This is a genomic window from Clostridium sp. HGF2 (assembly GCF_964240115.1).
Lineage (GTDB): Bacteria > Bacillota_I > Bacilli_A > Erysipelotrichales > Erysipelotrichaceae > Clostridium_AQ > Clostridium_AQ innocuum.
Window position 1 is genome coordinate 231,762 of the sequence record NZ_CAXSSO010000005.1, and the last position, 20,458, is coordinate 252,219.

20 protein-coding genes are annotated in these 20,458 nt (G+C 40.5%); 14 read left to right on the plus strand and 6 right to left on the minus strand.

Translation table 11 applies throughout. The features are described 5' to 3' along the window. Window positions 1–20 precede the first annotated feature (20 nt). The 4 genes from ACESPQ_RS10850 to ACESPQ_RS10865 all read left to right on the plus strand — a co-directional run bounded on the left by ACESPQ_RS10850 (window position 21) and on the right by ACESPQ_RS10865 (window position 2,058). Entirely contained in the window at window positions 21–239 is a 219-nt protein-coding gene (locus ACESPQ_RS10850; RefSeq protein WP_373144346.1) for a hypothetical protein, read from the plus strand. Window positions 240–401: 162 nt separating this feature from the next. Beyond that, window positions 402–866, plus strand: a complete 465-nt coding sequence (locus ACESPQ_RS10855; RefSeq protein WP_002606700.1) for a hypothetical protein — start codon at window positions 402–404, stop codon at window positions 864–866. Window positions 867–1,181: 315 nt separating this feature from the next. Beyond that, on the plus strand, window positions 1,182–1,520 hold the full coding sequence (locus ACESPQ_RS10860) for a PadR family transcriptional regulator (protein WP_002606701.1): 339 nt from the start codon (window positions 1,182–1,184) through the stop codon (window positions 1,518–1,520). Further along, entirely contained in the window at window positions 1,498–2,058 is a 561-nt protein-coding gene (locus ACESPQ_RS10865; protein WP_373144347.1) for a DUF2812 domain-containing protein, read from the plus strand. The genes ACESPQ_RS10860 and ACESPQ_RS10865 overlap by 23 nt, the downstream gene beginning before the upstream one ends. Window positions 2,059–2,239: 181 nt before the next feature. Here ACESPQ_RS10865 and ACESPQ_RS10870 read toward each other — a convergent pair whose 3' ends face one another. Further along, a complete protein-coding gene (locus ACESPQ_RS10870) occupies window positions 2,240–2,890 on the minus strand; it encodes a YggS family pyridoxal phosphate-dependent enzyme (protein WP_002606703.1) in 651 nt (216 codons plus the stop codon). Window positions 2,891–3,621: 731 nt separating this feature from the next. Here ACESPQ_RS10870 and tmk point away from each other — a divergent pair. From tmk to ACESPQ_RS10905, 7 genes are all read left to right on the plus strand, one after another. Beyond that, entirely contained in the window at window positions 3,622–4,254 is a 633-nt protein-coding gene (gene tmk, locus ACESPQ_RS10875; RefSeq protein ID WP_118001658.1) for a dTMP kinase, read from the plus strand. Continuing rightward, on the plus strand, window positions 4,247–5,224 hold the full coding sequence (locus ACESPQ_RS10880; protein WP_373144348.1) for a DNA polymerase III subunit delta: 978 nt from the start codon (window positions 4,247–4,249) through the stop codon (window positions 5,222–5,224). The genes tmk and ACESPQ_RS10880 overlap by 8 nt, the downstream gene beginning before the upstream one ends. Then, complete coding sequence (gene ricT / locus ACESPQ_RS10885; protein WP_002606706.1) at window positions 5,221–6,291, plus strand: regulatory iron-sulfur-containing complex subunit RicT; 1,071 nt, start codon at window positions 5,221–5,223, stop codon at window positions 6,289–6,291. Before ACESPQ_RS10880 ends, ricT begins: the two co-directional genes overlap by 4 nt. Before the next feature lie 9 nt (window positions 6,292–6,300). Beyond that, window positions 6,301–7,158: a 16S rRNA (cytidine(1402)-2'-O)-methyltransferase gene (gene rsmI, locus ACESPQ_RS10890; RefSeq protein ID WP_002606707.1), complete on the plus strand. Its 858-nt coding sequence runs from the start codon at window positions 6,301–6,303 to the stop codon at window positions 7,156–7,158. Window positions 7,159–7,267: 109 nt separating this feature from the next. After that, complete coding sequence (locus ACESPQ_RS10895) at window positions 7,268–7,963, plus strand: GNAT family N-acetyltransferase (protein WP_109770797.1); 696 nt, start codon at window positions 7,268–7,270, stop codon at window positions 7,961–7,963. Window positions 7,964–8,027: 64 nt separating this feature from the next. Beyond that, window positions 8,028–8,708, plus strand: coding sequence for a response regulator transcription factor (locus ACESPQ_RS10900; protein WP_002606709.1), 681 nt, complete (start codon window positions 8,028–8,030; stop codon window positions 8,706–8,708). Next, the gene (locus tag ACESPQ_RS10905; RefSeq protein WP_002606710.1) at window positions 8,692–10,341 is read left to right on the plus strand and encodes a sensor histidine kinase; all 1,650 of its coding nucleotides are present in this window, start codon (window positions 8,692–8,694) and stop codon (window positions 10,339–10,341) included. Before ACESPQ_RS10900 ends, ACESPQ_RS10905 begins: the two co-directional genes overlap by 17 nt. 715 nt (window positions 10,342–11,056) lie before the next feature. Here the strand turns inward: ACESPQ_RS10905 and ACESPQ_RS10910 are convergent. The 5 genes from ACESPQ_RS10910 to ACESPQ_RS10930 form a co-directional block, all read right to left on the minus strand. Beyond that, the gene (locus ACESPQ_RS10910) at window positions 11,057–12,487 is read right to left on the minus strand and encodes a glycoside hydrolase family 1 protein (protein ID WP_373144349.1); all 1,431 of its coding nucleotides are present in this window, start codon (window positions 12,485–12,487) and stop codon (window positions 11,057–11,059) included. 16 nt (window positions 12,488–12,503) lie between these two features. After that, complete coding sequence (locus ACESPQ_RS10915) at window positions 12,504–13,883, minus strand: PTS transporter subunit EIIC (RefSeq protein WP_109770800.1); 1,380 nt, start codon at window positions 13,881–13,883, stop codon at window positions 12,504–12,506. A gap of 138 nt (window positions 13,884–14,021) precedes the next feature. After that, window positions 14,022–14,858: a PRD domain-containing protein gene (locus ACESPQ_RS10920; protein ID WP_008727902.1), complete on the minus strand. Its 837-nt coding sequence runs from the start codon at window positions 14,856–14,858 to the stop codon at window positions 14,022–14,024. A 21-nt stretch (window positions 14,859–14,879) separates the two neighbouring features. Next, window positions 14,880–15,359 (minus strand): PTS sugar transporter subunit IIA, encoded by a 480-nt coding sequence (locus ACESPQ_RS10925; protein ID WP_002606715.1) that lies wholly within the window; start codon window positions 15,357–15,359, stop codon window positions 14,880–14,882. Window positions 15,360–16,169: 810 nt separating this feature from the next. After that, window positions 16,170–16,367: a hypothetical protein gene (locus ACESPQ_RS10930; protein WP_168388919.1), complete on the minus strand. Its 198-nt coding sequence runs from the start codon at window positions 16,365–16,367 to the stop codon at window positions 16,170–16,172. On the opposite strand from ACESPQ_RS10930, the gene ACESPQ_RS10935 reads away from it, so the two are divergent. The 3 genes from ACESPQ_RS10935 (at window position 16,368) to nrdG (ending at window position 20,397) form a co-directional block, all read left to right on the plus strand. Further along, window positions 16,368–17,216 (plus strand): transposase, encoded by an 849-nt coding sequence (locus ACESPQ_RS10935; protein WP_233108894.1) that lies wholly within the window; start codon window positions 16,368–16,370, stop codon window positions 17,214–17,216. A gap of 294 nt (window positions 17,217–17,510) precedes the next feature. Then, entirely contained in the window at window positions 17,511–19,856 is a 2,346-nt protein-coding gene (locus tag ACESPQ_RS10940) for an anaerobic ribonucleoside triphosphate reductase (protein WP_257334543.1), read from the plus strand. Next, on the plus strand, window positions 19,849–20,397 hold the full coding sequence (gene nrdG, locus ACESPQ_RS10945; RefSeq protein ID WP_257334070.1) for an anaerobic ribonucleoside-triphosphate reductase activating protein: 549 nt from the start codon (window positions 19,849–19,851) through the stop codon (window positions 20,395–20,397). The genes ACESPQ_RS10940 and nrdG overlap by 8 nt, the downstream gene beginning before the upstream one ends. Window positions 20,398–20,458: the final 61 nt, after the last annotated feature.

Consider the following 20,458-nt stretch of genomic DNA (forward strand, 5'->3'; position numbering starts at 1 on the left):
CTTTATTTGGAAAGGATATTATGAGACAAATAGATGTTGTCTATTCGCCGATGTGTGAAGCTACAGCTGCAATGATTGAAAAGCTTCGGATCTGGCTGGAGGGCACAGACATACAAATCAATTTAATTCCATATCATCAGCTGCCATCGGATAAAAAAAATTTGCGAAAATGTGAAAATTGCTTTATCGATGTATACGATCGTGGTCGAAAAATAGACACGGTACCGTTGCATAAGTAACAGCTGTATGCAGCCCTGCAGATTGAAAGAAATGCAGAGGATGAAGAACCTGTATTCTCAAAGTGGAATGGTTTGACAGCTGAGCAGTTTAAAAATTGTTTACATAAGGATGAAATTTCATTCATACCTATCACAAAACATAATTATCTCAGAGAAATGTCGATGTGTCTTACCAATTATCCCTTTGGTAATCCCTCTGAACAATATCATCAAAGCTGTATATCATTAAAATCCAAGGTGTTTTCAGAGGTATGGCAAAAGGAAGATATTGCTGGAATTTTCGCAGTTTTGGATGATAGGGTAATTGGCTTACTGGAGGTAATGCCAAGAGAGATTTTACAAAAATACGGCTATATGACAGGAACAGCAGGGAATAGCGACAGCTATTTGACAATAGGCTGCTTCGAGGTTGGATATGGTGTTCCTCGGGTTGAAATGCTGGATGCTCTGATGGAGAACTTGGAAAAGGTATATCCGCTCTTCCATCGGAAATACCTCGAAGGTATCGGTATTTATGAATGGAGGGATGGATTCAATCCATACTGGGTATATGAAAAATATGGGTACAGCAGAACGGAAAAATTAGCTGATAATATTATTGTAATGTCAAAGAAGCTTTGCATGTAGTGCGATCCATAGCAGATGAGAAGAGGAACAGCTGTTAAGGATGCAGGGTACTCTGTGTCATATTAAAAATATAACATATAAGGAATCAAATTTATCAGTTTATGATATTTGATTCTTTTTATTATGTTCGCTTAATTTCTTGTTGTTATAGAAAAGCCTTATGATCACTGATTGTTCTATAAATGAATAAAAGGAATGAAATATGCAGCAGCCTTTGAGACAGCAGAGTCAGTTTCTATTGACATATAGATAGCACTGCGATATAGTATATATAGAGATTCGATATATAGAGATACAATGTAGTGGAGGTTATCTATGGATGAAAAAATAAGACGTGTTTATGTGCCGATGACAGAAACCGGTTTTTATATTCTGTTTTCCCTGCAGGAGGAACGCCATGGTTATCATGTAATTCAATATGTGAAAAAAATTACAGATAACGAAATCATTATAAGTGCAGGAACCTTGTATGGAACTCTTTCAAAAATGGAAAAGGATCAGCTGATCAGGTTTACAAGAGAGGAAGAAAAAAGAAAATATTATCAAATTACAGAGCTTGGCAGTACGGTACTGCAGCTGGAGCTGGCCCGTATTAACCGCTTATATATCAACAGTAAAGGAGGATGCTATCATGGAAACAAAGAGAATCTTTAGATTCTTCTCACTTGCGGAATATGGCGAAGAACAGAAGTTTCTGGAAGAAATGCATCAAAAGGGCTGGAAGCTGAAAAGCTATACGGTTTTCAGGGGGGATGTCTTTGAGAAATGCATACCGGAAAACTGGATTTATCAACTGGATTATCGTGATGAAGTAGAGGATCTGAATGCTTATATACAGCTGTTTCAGGATTGCGGCTGGGAATATGTCATGATGTTTAATTCCTTCTATTATTTTCGCAGAAAAGAGAATGGGGAAGAAAACAATTCGGAGATTTTCAGTGATCGTGAAACGCGGCGGGAATATTGTGAGTCTATTTATAAGCGAAGTGTATTTCTTACCTTGTTTTGTGCAATCATATTTTCTATTATCATAGTTCCCGGTCTGTGGAAGGCTTTACAAATGTTTGACAGAGATCCATGGTTTCTTGTTGTATATTCTTTGATTTCCGGTATTATGCTGTTTGAACTCCTGTTTTTAATAAGATGCACGCTGAAATTATATGCGGCAAAGAAGGAGCAGGAAAGCACTTAAGGCGATGCAGTATGCTTCATAATCTGTTACTTTGTGTTTATGAAAAAACCAGAGCTTATTCATAATGAATGTTCTCTGGTTTTTATTATAATTGTATTACTTATGCTCAGGAGTATTTGTTTTACTGGTTACGTGAGATCAATCAGTATAATAATCAACAGGCTTTATGAATATGATATGCTTATATAGAATAATTTCGCTTACCGAAAATCACAGTACCCAGGCGAATCATATTCGAACCATGCTTCAAAGCAATCGGATAATCATCACTCATCCCCATGGACAGATAGCGGATCTGCTCACTGCCATATTCACTCTGCAGCTTGTGAAAGAGGATGTTCATCCTTTCAAAGCATTCCTCAATACGGTCACGATCCGCATCCAGTGGACCAACACACATCAGTCCCTGAACATCCAAGTGTTTATACTGCATGCACTGTTTTACAAAGGCAGGACATTCTTCCATATACACACCAGTCTTGTTTGCTTCTCTTGATATATTTACTTCAATCAGTACCGGCATAATTTTATCGATTTTCGCACACTGCTTTTCTATTTCCTCAGCCAGACGCAGACTGTCGAGACTTTGGATCATATCAGCGAGAGGAACAACATCCTTTACTTTATTGCGCTGTAAATGACCAATCATATGCCATTGATAGCGATCATCATATTTTTCTTTTAATTCCTGTACCTTATTTTCACCAAACACCCGACATCCGCAGGCATAGGCTTCATCAATTTCTTCTTTCGTATGTGTTTTACTTACTGCGATCAGTGTAACATGATCCGGAAGATGTTTCTGTATTTCCTGAAGTTTCTTTTTATCCATTTTGCATCACCTGTATCATATTATAGCACTATTTTGTATAGATAGAAAAGAATCTGTTTCATATGCGGGAAATGAAGAAGAAATTAGTTATCGGATTACCAAAAAGTTATGCTTATACGCGTTTGCAGTAATCCTTTATTTTACAGTTATTTTGTATAGGATAGGCAGTGAATGTATACTGCAAAGAAAAATTCAATATATGAAATGGCAAAAGACATTAGGAAGAGGCGAACATCAGAGAACAGAAAAGACAGAATCTATTGACTCTGTCCATCTGGCAGGTATGCTGCCTGTATGTTGAAGGGAATGAATGAAGTTCCCTAACACTATCTTATGCAGGGACTGGTGTTTTATACGAAAATTTTGATCGATAAAGAAAAAAGAGAATGCAGGAGCAAACTAGTAATATTTTATGCATTTTTAAGTCTGTACTGTGACAATATAAAAGCCTATGCGTGTATTTTTATTATCCATGTGTATTGTATCCAGGTATCATTCATCGGAACCGGTACAGATTAGACCAGAGCAAAGAACTTAATAGAAAAGCTGGGAGGCTTTCCTTATGATGGAAAATTCAAAGCTTACTCCTCAGTATGAGTTCATAATTATGTCTGAAAACATATTCTGCAGCTTATCAGTACACAATGCTGTAAATAGCATGAGAAATCTCTTTGTAGTGCAATAGCTGATTATGCTATAATGATAGGGTCTAGTTAAAGGAGTGTCAGGCTATGAACAAGGGATTGTTTATCACATTTGAAGGAAATGACGGAAGCGGGAAAACAACCATCAGTAAGCTTGCATATGAAAAGCTGAAAGCGATGGGGTATCCTGTACTATATACAAGAGAACCGGGAGGCATAGATATTGCGGAACAGATTCGCAGCATCATACTGGACCCGGCTAATACGGCAATGGATGAACGCTGTGAGGCATTGCTGTATGCCGCCAGCCGCCGCCAGCATCTTATAGAAAAGGTACTGCCTGCGCTGAAGGAAGGAAAAATCGTTCTCTGCGACCGCTTCGTGGACAGCTCTCTGGTTTATCAGGGAATTGCCAGAGGTATCGGTGTTGAGGAGGTCTTTGCTATCAATCAGTTCGCAATTGAAGGGCATCTGCCGGATGCTACGGTATTTCTCTCTGTTGATTTTGAAACAGGACTGTCCCGTGTCACAAGCCGTGGCAATAAGGATCGACTGGACAATGAAAGTATGGAGTTCCATAAGCTGGTTGCACAGGGCTATGAGCTGATCAAAGACAAATTTAAGGAACGTATGCATATTGTGGATGCCAATTCTGATGTGGATACAGTTTTGAACAATACAGTAGCCTGTCTTATGGAGATTATAGAAAACCATGTTTAAAGATATTCTGAGAGAACAGCAGCCGGTGGTATATCACACTCTGCGAAATGCTCGGGAGCATAACCGTCTTGCGCATGCCTATATGTTCAGCGGTCCCAGCGGTACGCCCAAAAAAGAAACTGCATATCTGCTGGCCCAGAGTCTGGTATGCAGGGAATCAGGCTTCGCCTGTGAGGTATGTGATACGTGTGAGCGTATTGCACACAACGAATATGCCGATATGATATATCTTGACGGAACAAGTGTTTCCATTAAGAAGGACGATATTCTGAAGCTGCAGCATGCATTCGCAAAAACTGGTCTTGAAAAAACCGGAAAGAAAATATATGTGCTGGATCATGCGGAAAATGCGACACCGGATGCATTAAACTCCCTGTTGAAATTTCTGGAGGAACCGGGAAGTGATATGATTGCAATACTGATTGTGGAACAGCTGGACAGAGTTCTTCCTACCATCATTTCCCGCTGTCAGAATATCCCCTTTACCCCGTTGAGCGCATCACAGTGCTATGCGGCGGTACAGGAAGATCTGGAGGCGCTGGATGCCTATCTGCTCAGCAGCATGATCCGCCAGAAGTCGGAAATTCTGGAGGCTTCGGAAAGTGAGGATTATCAGCATGCCCGCTTTTTAATGAAGGGAATGCTGGAGCGTTATCTTTCCTCACCATATGATGCTTTGCTGTTTCTGCAGTTGGAAGGCTTTCCTTCAAAACAGAAAAAGCACGGAAAGCAGGCAATGCTCTATCTGCTTGATATGCTTACTATATTCTTCCGTGACTGTCTGCGTGGCAGTCGTCGGCAATCGGATACATGGTATCAGAATATGCTGAAGGAATATCAGAAGAAAAACATGGATATGGCAGCAATTCTGCAGATTCTCATGCAGACGAAGGATACATTACTGCGTTCGGTCAACCTGCAGCTGCTCGTTGATCAGATGCTATACAGAATGAAAGAGGTGACAGAATGAATCAGTCGGAAGACAGGAACGGGATTTCAAAAGGAAATCCGAATCCGAAGCAGGATAAAAAAAAGCATCATGACAGAGGCTTTGAACAGAAACGGGATATGAAGCATCATCCCAAGCATGATGGAAAACCCAATGTGAAGTCGGAAGCGAAGGAACCACGACAGGAAGTAAAGAAGGAAATGAAGCAGGAACAAAGGCCTGCACAAAAGCCGGAGCACAAGAAGGCAAACCACAATGAGCGCAAGCCGGAAGGCAGAGTTTATAAATACATCGCGTTTGTATCCTTTAAGGATTCAAAAAAAATCTATACCTTCGGTACCGATGTGGATGAGTACCGGGTGGGTGATGATGTGGTGGTTGAAACGATTCGTGGTCTGGAGCTTGGAAAAATCGTTAAGGAAACAGAAACCTTTTTGTCCAACGGAATGGAGATCAAGCCAATCACACGCAAAGCAACAGAGCGTGATTTAAAGCAGGCACAGGAAAATATTGAAAAGGCCGGTAAGGCTATGGAGATATGTGCGGAATGTATCCGTAAGCTTGGATTGGATATGAATCTGATTGAAGCGGAGTATACGCTGGATTGCAGTAAAATCATCTTTGTTTATGTTGCGGATGAGCGTGTGGATTTCCGTGAGCTTCTCAAGGAGCTGGCAAGTATTTTTAAATGCCGCATTGAGCTTCGTCAGATCGGTCCCCGTAACAAATCAAAAATCATTGGTGGTCTGGGAACCTGCGGTATGGAAACTTGCTGTTCCAGATTTATGAATGACTTTGATGTCGTATCTATCAATATGGCAAAGAATCAGCTGCTGGCATTGAATATTCAAAAGCTGAGCGGACAGTGCGGCAAGCTGATGTGCTGTCTGAAATTTGAAGACAGTCAGTATAAGCGGCTGCGTGAGGGTCTGCCGAAAATGAATTCCCAGATTGAATACAAGGGAAGCCGATATCGAATTACCAGTATGAATGTACTGCTTCAGCAGGTAAAGATTGAAAATAAAGAGGATGTACAGTTTCTTTCCTTTAAGGAATTGTGGCCGGATATAGATTTCTCCGATCGGTAGGTGAACAAAATGAATCGTCAGAAGAGCTTCGAAAACGAGAAAGCAACCCTGTATGTGGTGGCAACGCCAATCGGGAATCTGCAGGAAATGACACCAAGAGCATTGAAAGTGCTGGAGTCTGTCGATGTAATTGCGGCAGAGGATACCAGAAACACACTGAAGCTGTTAACGCATTTCGGTATTCATACCAGACTGATTTCCCATCATCAGCACAATGAGGCTCAAAGTGCAAACGGTCTTTTGGAGCTGCTGCGTCAGGGACAGGATATCGCGCTTGTGAGTGATGCCGGCTATCCTTTGATCAGCGATCCGGGCTGTGTTGTAACACAGAAGGTAATCGAGGAGGGCTTTAATGTCGTTCCGATATCCGGAAGCAATGCGATGCTGAATGCCCTGGTATCCAGTGGCATGGACACCAGACATTTTCTGTTTTACGGATTTTTGAAATCCGGTGAAAAGGAACGGATTCGTGAATTGTATGAATTAAAATACTATCCGTTTACCATGGTCTTTTATGAAGCACCGCACCGTGTGAAAAAAATGCTTGCTTCCTGTCTTGAGGTACTGGGCAACCGCAATATCTGTCTGGCTCGTGAGCTTACAAAAAAGCATGAGGAGTTTCTGAGAGGCACTATCGAAGAAATTCTGGAAATTGCGGAGGAGCTTAAGGGTGAAATGGTAATTGTTATGGAGGGCTCCAGAGAAACCAAGGATCCGGGAGAGGATTCCGCAATGCCGCTTGTTCATGAACAGATCAATACCTATATTAAAGAAGGATTGACTACCAATGAAGCAATCAAGCGTGTCGCAAGAGAGCGCGGCCTCAGTAAAAATGAAATATATAAGCAGTACCACGGATTATGTTAAAATACCTGAACGTAAGTGAATCAATTGTTTGAACTACGTTATTGAGCTGTTAATAAGGATTGATTTCTGTATGAAACAGGAGTTAATCCTTTTTTAAAAGGAGAAGAGCATGAATTTAACAAAGGAACCCTGTCTGTATGCGGATATGCTGCAGTGCAGGAATGCAGGCGGGTTAGTTTTATATGAAACAGAGACAACCCTGCTTTTACAGGGAAGAATTTCAAAGATTTTATACAGTGCTGCGGCAGATAATCAGGCAGGGAAAGAAATCGTGGAGCACCTGCCAAAGCAGTTTGGCATACTGGTTGCCCATGACACCTATACGGATCCCTGGCTGAAATCCATGCGAAAGCTGGAAAGCGAGCTGGAGTGTGTTCACTGTGTATATGTTGAGGATGAACCCCCTGCAGTAGCCCTGCCGGAAGGCTTTGTAATAAATAGGCTGGATGCATCACATACACAGAAAATCATTGCATTATACAGGCATTCAATGGAATCTCTGGCAAATGAACAGTATATCGGTGAATGTCTGCAGGATGGTATGTATGGTGCATTTTACAAAGGTGAGCTATGCGGATTTATCGGAGTACATGAGCAGGAAAGTATCGGAATTCTGGAGGTTCATCCCAAATGGCGGAGAAAAGGACTTGCTGTGGCTCTGGAGCAGGTGATGATTGGCAAACAGCTGGAGCGCGGCAGACTGCCCTATGGTGAAATTGTAAAGGATAATACTGCCAGTATCCGGCTTCAGAAAAAAGCAGGGATGATTACAGATGAAAAGCTTACCTACTGGTATTTTCCCTGAATATTCATAAAATCATCACATAAGGGTATGGCATTCAAGTTATAATACAGATAGAGGTGATAACATGAGCAAACTGCTGGTTGTGGACGATGAGGAACGTATCAGAAGCATGATTCGTAAGTATGGTGAATTTGAGGGACATGAAATTGAGGAAGCAGTGGATGGAATGGATGCCATCGAAAAGTGTAAGCAGACGGAATATGATCTAATCATTATGGATATCATGATGCCAAATCTGGACGGCTTTTCTGCGGTAAAGGAAATCCGTAAGGATGTGCAGACTCCTGTCATTATGCTCTCCGCAAGAGGAGAGGAATATGATAGAATCCACGGCTTTGAAATCGGTGTTGATGATTACGTGGTAAAACCGTTTTCTCCTAAAGAGCTGATGATGCGTGTCAGTGCCATATTAAAGCGATATCATGGTGATGTAAACACCAGAAAAAAGGATATCTATACCTATGAAGGCTTGAAAATCGATTTTACGGCACGCAAGGTCTTTATTGATGATAAAGAGGTGGAGATGTCGCCAAAGGAATATGTTCTATTATTTTATCTGGTACGCAATGAAGGAATCGCACTGACAAGAGAACAGCTGATTCATGATGTATGGGGGTATGATTTCTATGGGGATGACAGAACGCTGGATACGCATATCAAGCTGCTGAGAAAAAGTCTGCAGGGTTACAGCCGCCTGATTATTACACTGCGCGGAGTAGGGTATCGTTTTGAAGCTGAAAAATAAACAGGTGGCAGGCGTCGACAGAAAAGAGCGAAAACCAATCAGCGTCAAGTGGAAGATTTTTGTCACACTGGTGTTCTTTATTGTCATTATCATTGCAGTACTATGGTTTTTTCAGGTATTTTTTCTGGAAAAATTTTATATGTTTATCAAATCCAATTCCGTAAAAAAGGCCGCCAGTGAAGTAAATGAAGTCATTACGCAGAAGCTGGATGGCTCACTGGATATGGAATCCTATAAAACAAAAATTTCAAACATTTCCCGCAATGGGGATTTCTGTGTCATCGTTTATGATGAGGATACGAGCAAGGATCCGATTATGGGCAATGAAAGCGATGGCAAATGTATGCTCAGCAAATCTGCCAGCTATGCTGCCCATGCAGATGTTATTGATGAACTGAAGGGGGAAGCCCTGTCACAGAAGAATGGAATAGCTTCCAGACTGATTGAGGATACTGCCAAGGTGGAGGTGCCCTTTGAATCCTTTCGTTTCTCTTTGACAAAGGAAGGTCTTATGATACCGCGTCCGGAGGCATTTCCATCACGGCTTACATCGGATATCAGAGACAACGGCAGGAATAAACAGAATATGAAAATTTCCAAGGGTGTGCAGAATATGACCTACATCAGTGTGGTCACAGGAAGCAATTCCCATATGAAAATCAGTGTGATCAATGCACAGCTGACACCGGTAAATGCTACGATTGAAACAATCAAGACACAGTTTATCATCATTGCGGCAATATTGACTGTAGTGGCGCTTATGCTGGCCTTTTATCTTTCAAGAAAGATTGCACGTCCCATCATCTCCATTAACAACGGAGCGAAAACGCTTGCGACCGGTCAGTATGATGTTGCCTTCAGCGGTAAGGGATATCTGGAAATTGAGGAGCTGAGCAATACGCTGAACTATGCTTCCAGAGAGCTGAGGAAGGTGGAGAATCTGCGGCGTGAGCTGATTGCGAATATGAGCCATGACCTGCGAACACCGCTGACAATGATCAGCGGATACGGGGAGGTTATGCGGGATATCCCCGGTGAGAACACACCGGAGAATGTACAGATTATCATTGATGAGACAAAACGTCTGACCAATCTGGTGAATGATATGCTGGATCTATCCAAGCTGCAGGCAGGTGTACAGGAGCTGCATGCGGTTTCCATGAATCTGACGGATGAAATCCGCAGCATCATCGAACGCTATGAAACTCTTTTAAAGCAGGATGAGTATGATATTCGCTTTGAATATAGAGAAGATGTCATAATTCAGGGAGATGTAATCAAGCTTGATCAGGTTATCTATAATCTGATTAACAATGCCATCAACTACAGCGGAGAGGATCATCAGGTCATCGTGAAGCAGCTTCTTGAACAGGGAAGGGTTCGTATCGAAATAATCGATCATGGTCCGGGTATCGAAAAGGATAAGCTTGCGTATATCTGGGAACGGTATTACAAGGTGGATAAGACGCATGTGCGCTCCCGGGTTGGCAGCGGTCTGGGTCTGAGCATTGTTAAAGCTGTTCTGGAGCTTCATAAGGCTGAATACGGCGTACTTAGTGAAGAAGGAGTAGGAAGTACCTTCTGGTTCTCTCTGCCTTACAGCAAAAGCCAAAATGCAGAAATAAGGAAATAGCAGCTTTACTATTGCGGTAATATCCTGTTTCCAAAATTTCAATGGGAAATCACCGTAAATAAGAGCATGTATCAGATTATAATCTAGCAAAGCGTATGATACTCGTATGAGTACTATACGCTTTTTTATGAAATGAAACCTCAAGATAGAGATTCAGAAAAGCTTGTCTGAAATAGCAACAAGAAAGAAATACTTTTTTATGATAGATAACTTGCAGGCTGTACAGGTAAAGCAGGTTTGAAAACGAAGCTTAAAGGTTTCGCACACGAAAATTGAAATTACAATTATTCTATAGGTGGAAAGGTTATAGAAACTCTGTTTACTGGTATAAAAACGGTATGGTCCAATAGGAAAGGACTGTTAAATAAAATGTGATAAGAAAAGGCTTTTGATAAGCTGTGAAATTGTCCTATGCTTTGAGATATGCTTGGCTTGGTGAATCGCTGAACAGACTAAATAAAAATACCATTCTTACAATAGTGAAATTGAAAGCTATATATTACATATAGATTCATAAACATTTGCTCAATCATGTTTTCTTTTCTGATTTTACAGCTTGATATCTGTGTGCTGTTTCGATAGGATTATCAATATCTATATCATCATTTTACGTACATGAATAGAAAAAGAGAATACAGTGGTAACGCCTAAAGGCAGCGTCCCTGTATCCTCTCATTATCAATTTGCACAGATTATGCAATATTTTCATCTTCTGTTAATCCAGATCCTCACCATTGGATGCAATTACTTTTTTATACCAATAAAAGGAGTCCTTTCTGCTGCGGTTATAAGTTCCGTTCCCTTTATCATCTGCATCCACATAAACAAACCCATAACGCTTTTTCATTTCTCCTGTACCGGCACTGACAAGATCAATACATCCCCATGGACAAAAGCCGATTAAATCTACGTTGTCTATATCAACAGCATCCTTCAGAGCCTTAATATGCTCTCTCAGATATTCAATACGATAGCTGTCATGAATTTTATCATCCTCTACTACATCGATGGCTCCTAAGCCATTCTCCACAATCATAAGTGGTATTTGATATCTTGCATAAAGTTCATTCAGTGTATAACGCAGCCCTAAAGGATCGATTTGCCAGCCCCAATCATTCGCCTTTAAATATGGATTTTTAACACCGCCAAATAGATTTCCTTTTGTTTTTAAAAGGGAATTATCCGTTGAAATACAGTTACTCATATAATAGGAGAAGGAAAAGAAATCTACTGTACCGGCCTTTAAAATTTCGGTATCTCCTTCCTCCATTTTAATTTCTATATTATGTTCTTGCCATATTCGTTTTGCAAAATAAGGATATTTCCCTTTTACCTGTACATCCCCGCAATAATAATTGCAGTATTCCCATGATTTTTGATTTGCTAATTGATCTTCAGGATTACAGGAATAAGCATAATTCGCTGTTAAAGCCACCATACACCCTATCTTGAAATCAGGATTGATTTTATGTCCTAACTGAACAGCTTTTGCTGAAGCGATGAACTGATGATGCAATGCTTGAAACCTCTGCTGTGGAATGTCTACCTGATCATAATTAGAGGTTGTTCCTTCATTAAGGATACCTAATCCCAGATATCCACCAAAAGAATATACTCCTGCATTGATTTCATTAAATGTCAGCCAAAATTTAACTTTATGCTGATATCTTTTAAAAATAGTATCACAATACTTAATATATAAATCAACTAATCTTCTATCTACCCATCCATTATACGTTTCTGTTAAATAAAACGGATTTTCATAATGTGATATGGTCACGATTGGCTCTATGGAAGCCGCAATCAGTTCGTCGAAAACATTGTCATAAAACTGTAAACCTTCCTCATTTGGAGTTTCTTCAATTCCCTTTGGAAATATTCTGCTCCAAGAAATGCTCATACGAAATGCCTTGAATCCCATCTCCTTCATCAATGCAATATCTTCCTTATAATGATGATAAAAGTCACTTGCTTTGTGATTTGGATAGAACAAGTTTTCGTCAATCGTTTTTGTGATATATCTAGGCTCCTTCAATGAGCCGTTCGTCATCATATCACAGATACTCGGACCTTTTCCTCCTTCGTTCCAGCCTCCTTCGAACTGATTAGCAGCAGTTGAGCCGCCCCATAAAAAGTTTTTTCTCATGTTCTCTATCTCCTAACTAATAATTTTCTTTTTCTTTAAATAAAATCAGGGTTAAAACAAATGTAATAACCATAGCAATAACAACGCCGATTATATAATTTACAATGTTCATAATATCTTTTGACATGAATCCTGCCAAGGCGAATACACCCAAACCACTCATTGCGACTAGTTTTGAACCCATGATTCCCGCATAACATCCACCAATAAAGCCGCCGATAACAGATGCGATAAGTGGCGTTTTAAATCTGAAATTGACCCCGAAAAGCGCAGGCTCTGTAACACCGGCCAGAAAGGCAGTTAAGGATGCAGAGCTGGCAACACCTTTTGTATTCCTATTTTTGGATTTAATGGTTACCGCAAACGCTGCAGCAGATTGTGTAAAGTTCGCAATATAACAAGCTGGAATTATCAATGGGTCATAGCCGAATTTAGTAAAGAATGACATGCAGACCGGAGCCAATGTAGAATGCATTCCTGTTACGATTAGAATAGGATATATTCCTGATAAAATACCTACTCCTAAAAATCCGACATTGTTATAGATTTCTTCAACAATCCAAGTGATTCCATCACCTAAAACGATTCCTGCGGGAGCTATCAGACAAAGTGTAAGAGGCAGCATAACAATAACAGTACACAGAGGAACCATCATAATTCTAATGATTTCCGGCATCACTTTTTTAAAGAACCGTTCTACATAGCTCATTACAAATACAACCATAATTGATGGGAATATCATATTCGTATATGTAGCTGCATAAACAGGCAATCCAAACAATGTAACTGATGTACCTTCTGTAAAGGAATTCATCAGAGAAGGAAATACTAATAAACAGCATAAGCCCATCGCTAGGCTGGGATCGGTCTTAAACTTCTTAGCTGCTGTATATGCTACAAAAATCGGCATAAAATACAATGGAGCATCACTTGCATATCCTAAAACAAGATAGGTGGAGGATTCTGCCGGAAGAATACCTACCAGATTCGCCAGAACCATTAAAACCTTAATCAATCCAGTTGCCATGAAAATAGGAATCAAAGGTATGATAGAACCTGTGATACCCTCTAATATTGCGGCAAAGCTGAATTTCTTTTTCTCACCATCCAAATTTTCGTTAACGGCATCCTGTTGTGCCAACCCTGTTTTCTTACATATCAGCTGATAAGCATCACCTACAGCTTGACCAATAATAATTTGTAATTGCTCACCAGACCATTGACAACCCATAACCCCCTGTACTTGTTCTATAGCTTCTTTTTTCACTAAGCTTTTATCCTTTACATTAAAACGTAAACGTGTAATACAATGGGTGAAAAATGTTATATTTTCTTTTCCACCCACCAGATCAATAACACTATTTGCTAAATCTTCGTATTTTTCTTTCTTCGCCATAAATCTTTCTCCTTTTTTTTCTGAATATATATGCAAACAATGTATTTCGCGCGATAATACATTGAATTTGCCTAAAATAAAACCTCAACACAAAAACACATGAAAATACTGTGTTCTTATGTTGAGGTAATGCCCAACTTAATGGTTACAATCCTCTCTGCTACATAATCGATTAATATGTAACATTAGATATAATAACTCTTCTTCACTAAGGGTCCAATCCAATGCTTCTATCAAATATTCCTTAATATGAAGGACACAATGAAATGTGTTTTCATATGCTTCTCTCATATAATCGTACATTTTTTTATTCTCACTTGCTATTGCTGTGTCTTCTTCTCTGCGCTTAAGTAAATACTGCAAATGTGAAACGAATCGGGAGTAATTAAAGCCTTCCTTATCGATATGAATAGCAAAGTCCTCTTCTATCATATTCGTAAGATCGTTAATAATCTGCTTTTCATTGACTTCGTCTGTTTCATTTCTCTGCATATTCTCAGCATTGATGAAATGCAAAGCAATACTGACAGCCTCATCTTTCGATAAATGAACATTCATTTCTTTATTGATAAGTTTAACGGCGAACTCGCCGATATACATTTCATTTTCATATAAATACTGAATATCATATACAAACGGCATTTTGATATCCATATTTTTTTTATATCGGTCAATTGCGAAATTGATATGATCCGCAAGTGTAAATACAATATTCGAATTAATTTCATTCATAATTCGCATTTTTGCCTGATCTGTAATTTTTATGCTTAATGCAAATACATCTTCCGAAATCTCATTCAACAATCCTAAATAGCTGGGATTGATACCATAATAGGTCCTCCAGATTTTATTCAAATCTGTAAGCTCATATGGGATTTTAGGAAAACCGATTCCTTTTCCAAAGGCGATCAATTCATGTCCATCATTATCGATACAAACTGCTACATTGTTGTTGATTTTCTTAATGACCTTCATGAATATTTCTCCCTTCTGCTCCTAATCAAATGAAATAACTTTATCCTCCCCCATTATAACATGACCTCCAGCGTCTTCGATAGTCATTTTGTATTCGCTGGTATTCGTCACAACCATTGGTGTTGTTAGATTAACGCCCTGTTCTTTCATAAATGCTCGATCAATTTCTATCAATGGTGTCCCTTTTTTTACCTTGTCCCCTGTCTGCACGAATGCATGCAGTCCCTGACCATTCAGATTCACTGTGTCCAGTCCAATATGAATAAGTATTTCCGCACCGTTTTTTGCTGTAATTCCCACTGCGTGTGAGGTATGAGCGACCGTTGCGATGATGCCGTCACAAGGTGCATAGACGATTGCATCTTCAAATTGGAAGCCAATGCCTTCACCCATCATCTTTTCAGCAAACACTTTATCAGGAACCTGTGTGATTGCAATTGTTTTTCCTGTAACTGGAGCATATAATGTGATATTTTCTTTCTTTTTAAATACACTAAACATAGGATTCCTTCCTTTCTGACAAATAAAAAACTCTTCAGCTGCTTACACAAAAAACAGATTTAATCCTGTTTAAGGTAATGCCTCCCGAAGAGTTACAATCCAATATCTTATTTGCACCTATATCTTAGCACTCGATGAAAACGTTGTCAATAATATTTTTTGGTAATGTAAAAATGTAAAAAAGTAAAAATGTAATAGGATGTTTTACTATTCACCCATTCATCAAGCTGAAAAAAAGAAAGAAACAAAATGTTCTTTTTATGCAAAGGACACTATTTTACAGCTTATAAAGAGTCTGTATATATTTTCAATATTTTAATTGACATCCTGTAGAAAGTCATACAAATCACATACCTTTAAATTAATTAGGGAAGGGGTAAGCATATAAAAGTAACAAAATAGCTGTTTAAGCATCCTGAGATCATGGAAAGAGCGGTTATAGTTTGTCTGAAAATTACGGATATTTCTTATCTAAAAAGCAGGCAGAATACCCCCACCTCAGTGGTCGATGAACAGGTGGGGGATGAATGCAGCCATCTTTCTTTTCATCCCTGTTTTCTTTCTATTTTCACGAATCTTTCCTTAAGCTTTTCTTACGTTCGTGGTATAATGATGTCAACAAAAGGAGGGGTTCCAACATGAAATCATATCGTACATATTCTAGTATCCTATCTGCTAATCACCCGCAAAACCCCCGGCTTTTCTGCTCTTACGCATCGTGCTAAAAATCTGTACAACATCGCTTCATTCTATATAAGAAATGCGTACAGTGCTTCCATCAAATCAAATGAGGATCGCTTTCCACATGAGTTACAGGTTCTGGAAGAACTCAATGGTGTCGTTGATGAATTGAATGTCATACGTCAAAAGCATCATAGCACACCATTCCACATCATTGATCATGAACATCGCTTTGTTTCCATGCAGCATCTGGATGGTTTTTTCAAATTGCGTGACCAGATCGATTACCGTGCTCTTCCTGCGCAAGAAAATCAGAATGTTTTGCATATGCTGTATCGTGACTGGAAAAGCTTTTTTGCTGCTTTAGCGGATTACAAAGCACATCCTGACAAATATGAAGCAGTCCCTCATATTCCTCGATATGCAGATAAAGACGGTTATAAACCCTTGATCTTCACCAATCAGATATGCAAACTGAGAAAAGACAAACATGGTTGGTATGTAAAGTTTCCTAAGGCAGTGCTGCAGACAGGGTGTATACGTGACCGATATGATCTTGGTAGGATGGACCTGCATGAACAGAAGCTGAAGGCAGTACGTCTGATTCCCAATGAAGATACTATCAAGCTTGAAATCGTATGCGAGATAGAAATCAAGGAACCGGCGATACCAATCCATGAGGCAACCAGAGTAGCCGGCATAGATATTGGTGTCGATAATCTGACAGCGATTGCGTTTACGAGCGGACACCGCCCTGTGCTGATAAAAGGAAATGAAATAAAGGCAGTCAATCAATACTATAACAAACAGATCGCACATTATCGCTCACTGCTAAGAATCGGAAAGAAGGATAGCAAAGGGATCCATCAAACAAAACGAATGAAACGTATCAGCGAAAAGCGAAATCGACGTGTAAAGGATATCCTACACAAAGCATCAAGAAAAATAATAGATCTATGTGTGGAGGAAGGAATCGAAGTTATCGTCGTAGGAAATCATGCGGGTTGGAAGAAGCTGAAAAAAATTAAACGAGGATTGTACAGAAGCAAAAACGGCATTCTAATGAATGCTGATATCAACGGAGCAAGCAATATCATACGAAAAGTATATCCATGTATGCCAAAGCGAGAGCGATGGAGTAGAGGTACTGTGAACGTACCAGTTACGTGTATCTGAACACGGACAAAAAGTTTTGATGAATGTGCAGGCTTTCATTAGAAGCCGCTTGCTCTTTAGCTGGCGGTAGTTCACTAAACATCACGTAAATGGAAGAAAAATATCAGGAAAAATGCTTACACTTTTTCATGTAAATAAAAAAAAGCATTTACAGTCCCACAAACACTGAAATTGAGGTATAATAAGTGTCAGAGCAAATAGAGATGAAGGTTCATCTACAACATAAACAATCTGAATACACGTAAATGCCGCGTGTATTTTCTATTGTCATTGTTCTAGGTTAAGGAGGATTCTATGATCACTAGCATTAAGAAAAGGGACGGACGTGAAATACATTTCTCTCCAGAAAAAATCACAAGAGCTATTTTCCTGGCAGCAAGCAGAGTAGCACAGGAGGAAGGCAGCAAAGCAGATTATGAAACAGCGGAAATACTGACGGAGAAAGTCGTAAATCTTCTGAATAATACATACCAGGGCACAACACCAACCGTGGAAAATGTGCAGGATGCAGTTATTAAGGTATTGATTGAAACCGGTCATGCGAGAACCAGTGAAGCATATATCCTGTATCGTGCAGAACGTACAAGAATCCGCAGCATGAAGACAAGACTGATGAAATCCATTGAGGAAATTACGTTTGCGGACAGCAACGATGCGGATATCAAGCGTGAGAATGCCAATATTGACGGAAATACGGCAATGGGTACCATGCTGCAGTACGGAAGTGCTGTATCCAAGGAATTCTGTATGAGTCAGCTGATGAATCCGCAGCATGCGGCGCTTCATGAAAACGGAGATATCCATATTCATGATATGGATTTTATGAATATGGGGACGCTGACCTGCTGTCAGATTGATTTGGAAAAGCTGTTTGACGGCGGTTTTTCAACCGGTCACGGGCATCTGCGTGAACCGCAGGATATCACCAGCTATGCAGCTCTTGCGGCAATCGCAATCCAGAGTAACCAGAACGATCAGCATGGCGGTCAGAGTATACCTGCCTTTGATTTCTACCTGGCAAAGGGTGTCGCAAAAACCTTCCGCAAGGAATATATCAGTAATCTCAACAAAGCGCTGGAGCTGTTTATCAATCTGGATGCTGATGTGAGAGAATCGTTCAAGGCAGTGGAGAAGGAAACAGGAAAAACTGCAGCTATGATCATGGACGACAGCTTCCTGAACAGCCTGAATGCCATGCTGAAGGAAACCTTCGGTCTTGGTGAGGAACAAATCGAGCTGATCAATAAATTCGCTTATAAAGAAGCAAACGTTGCCACAAGAAGAAAAACCTATCAGGCAATGGAAGCCTTTGTACATAATCTGAACACCATGCATTCACGTGCCGGTGCACAGGTACCGTTTTCCAGTATAAACTTCGGTACGGATATGACACCGGAGGGTAGACTGATCAGTGAAAATCTGATGCTGGCACAGGAAGCAGGTTTGGGGAACGGAGAAACACCGATTTTCCCGATTCTGATTTTCAAGGTTAAGGAAGGCATTAACTATAATCCTGAGGATCCTAACTACGACTTGTTTAAGCTAGCAATGCGTGTATCCGCAAAACGTCTGTTTCCGAATTTCAGCTTTATGGATGCTCCGTTCAACAAACAGTATTACAAGGAAGGACATCCGGAAACAGAAACAACCTATATGGGATGCCGTACCCGCGTTATGGGAAATATCAACGGTCCGGAAATTGCGACAGGAAGAGGAAACAACTCCTTTACCTCCATCAACCTGCCGCGTCTTGGAATCAAGCACGGAGTTGCTGTAAATGGTGATTTCAATGAGGCTGCTTTCTTTAATGAGCTGGATGAAAAGATGGAAATCGTTATTCAGCAGCTGCTGGAGCGTCTGGAAATTCAGGGAAGAAAGAAAGTGAAAAACTTCCCGTTCCTAATGGGACAGGGTGTCTGGATCGGCAGTGAGAATCTGAGCTGGGAGGATACGCTGGAGGAAATCATCAAGCAGGGAACGCTGACGATTGGTTTCATCGGTCTGGCGGAATGTTTAAAGGCGCTGATCGGAGAACATCACGGAGAAAGTGAAGAAGCGCAGAAGCTCGGTCTGAAAATCGTAGGGCATATGCGTGAAATGTGTGATGAAGCTACAGAGAAATACGGTCTGAACTTCTCTCTTATTGCAACTCCTGCAGAAGGTCTGTCTGGAAGATTTACACGGATTGATAAGAAAATCTACGGTATCATACCGGGTGTTACAGATCGGGATTACTATACAAATTCCTTCCATGTACCGGTATACTATCACATAACAGCATTTAAGAAGATTCAGAAGGAAGCTCCTTATCATGAATTCACAAACGGCGGACATATCTCCTATGTGGAAGTGGATGGAGATCCTACCAATAATCTGGAAGCATTTGAATCCATCGTTCGCTGTATGAAGGATGCGGGAATCGGTTACGGCAGCATCAACCATCCGGTAGACCGTGATCCATGCTGCGGCTACAGTGGTGTAATTGAAGGGCATGTCTGTCCAAAATGCGGAAGAGACGAGCGTGAGGAAGAATATAAGTTTGAGAAAATTCGCCGTATTACCGGTTATCTGGTAGGTACGGTAGACCGTTTCAATGATGCAAAGGCATCTGAAGAACGGGATCGTGTAAAGCATGGATAACAAAACCATCCGACTGGCTTCCCCTATGCAGGAGGACAGCTTTGTAGATGGTCCCGGTGTTCGTATGGTTATCTGGACGCAGGGGTGCAGACATCACTGCCCAAACTGTCACAATCCGCAAACCTGGGATACGGAAGGCGGCACCCTGTATTCCGTGGAACAGCTGCAGCAGCAGATTCGTGATGCACAGCTGCAGAGCGGTCTGACACTTTCAGGTGGAGAGCCGTTTCTGCAGGTTGATCCATTGCTGGAAATCGTAAGAACGGCAAAGGAAAAACAGCTGAACATCTGGGCTTACAGCGGGTTCACCTATGAAGAGCTTCTTGCGGATGAGCGTAGGAAAAGGCTGCTTGTGCAACTTGATGTGCTGGTTGACGGTAAGTTTGTGAATGAGCGGAAGGATTACCGTCTTGTCTTTAAGGGAAGCCGGAATCAGAGAATCATCGATGTACAGAAATCACTGCAAAGCGGCAGTGTCATCCTGTCAGAAAAGGATGAACAGAATCAGAAGCTGAAGGTAGAGGATATGATCAATGCATGACCATATCCTTTCTTTTATCTCTTTCTATAGCATAAGAGGAATAGCTGAATCATCGATTCTC

What these genes read in the sequence shown, in the direction of transcription:
- ACESPQ_RS10915 (WP_109770800.1), bottom strand. Translation starts at nt 13,883, where the DNA reads ATGGCGAAGAAAGAAAAATACGAAGATTTAGCAAATAGTGTTATTGAT.
- ACESPQ_RS10930 (WP_168388919.1), bottom strand. Translation starts at nt 16,367, where the DNA reads ATGCAAAACATTCTGATTTTCTTGCGCAGGAAGAGCACGGTAATCGAT.
- ACESPQ_RS10855 (WP_002606700.1), top strand. Translation starts at nt 402, where the DNA reads ATGTGTCTTACCAATTATCCCTTTGGTAATCCCTCTGAACAATATCAT.
- ACESPQ_RS10860 (WP_002606701.1), top strand. Translation starts at nt 1,182, where the DNA reads ATGGATGAAAAAATAAGACGTGTTTATGTGCCGATGACAGAAACCGGT.
- nrdG (WP_257334070.1), top strand. Translation starts at nt 19,849, where the DNA reads ATGGATAACAAAACCATCCGACTGGCTTCCCCTATGCAGGAGGACAGC.
- ACESPQ_RS10850 (WP_373144346.1), top strand. Translation starts at nt 21, where the DNA reads ATGAGACAAATAGATGTTGTCTATTCGCCGATGTGTGAAGCTACAGCT.
- ACESPQ_RS10880 (WP_373144348.1), top strand. Translation starts at nt 4,247, where the DNA reads ATGTTTAAAGATATTCTGAGAGAACAGCAGCCGGTGGTATATCACACT.
- ACESPQ_RS10925 (WP_002606715.1), bottom strand. Translation starts at nt 15,359, where the DNA reads ATGTTTAGTGTATTTAAAAAGAAAGAAAATATCACATTATATGCTCCA.
- ACESPQ_RS10935 (WP_233108894.1), top strand. Translation starts at nt 16,368, where the DNA reads ATGCTGTATCGTGACTGGAAAAGCTTTTTTGCTGCTTTAGCGGATTAC.
- ACESPQ_RS10940 (WP_257334543.1), top strand. Translation starts at nt 17,511, where the DNA reads ATGATCACTAGCATTAAGAAAAGGGACGGACGTGAAATACATTTCTCT.
- ACESPQ_RS10910 (WP_373144349.1), bottom strand. Translation starts at nt 12,487, where the DNA reads ATGAGAAAAAACTTTTTATGGGGCGGCTCAACTGCTGCTAATCAGTTC.
- ACESPQ_RS10865 (WP_373144347.1), top strand. Translation starts at nt 1,498, where the DNA reads ATGGAAACAAAGAGAATCTTTAGATTCTTCTCACTTGCGGAATATGGC.
- ricT (WP_002606706.1), top strand. Translation starts at nt 5,221, where the DNA reads ATGAATCAGTCGGAAGACAGGAACGGGATTTCAAAAGGAAATCCGAAT.
- ACESPQ_RS10900 (WP_002606709.1), top strand. Translation starts at nt 8,028, where the DNA reads ATGAGCAAACTGCTGGTTGTGGACGATGAGGAACGTATCAGAAGCATG.
- rsmI (WP_002606707.1), top strand. Translation starts at nt 6,301, where the DNA reads ATGAATCGTCAGAAGAGCTTCGAAAACGAGAAAGCAACCCTGTATGTG.
- ACESPQ_RS10895 (WP_109770797.1), top strand. Translation starts at nt 7,268, where the DNA reads ATGAATTTAACAAAGGAACCCTGTCTGTATGCGGATATGCTGCAGTGC.
- ACESPQ_RS10920 (WP_008727902.1), bottom strand. Translation starts at nt 14,858, where the DNA reads ATGAAGGTCATTAAGAAAATCAACAACAATGTAGCAGTTTGTATCGAT.
- tmk (WP_118001658.1), top strand. Translation starts at nt 3,622, where the DNA reads ATGAACAAGGGATTGTTTATCACATTTGAAGGAAATGACGGAAGCGGG.
- ACESPQ_RS10870 (WP_002606703.1), bottom strand. Translation starts at nt 2,890, where the DNA reads ATGGATAAAAAGAAACTTCAGGAAATACAGAAACATCTTCCGGATCAT.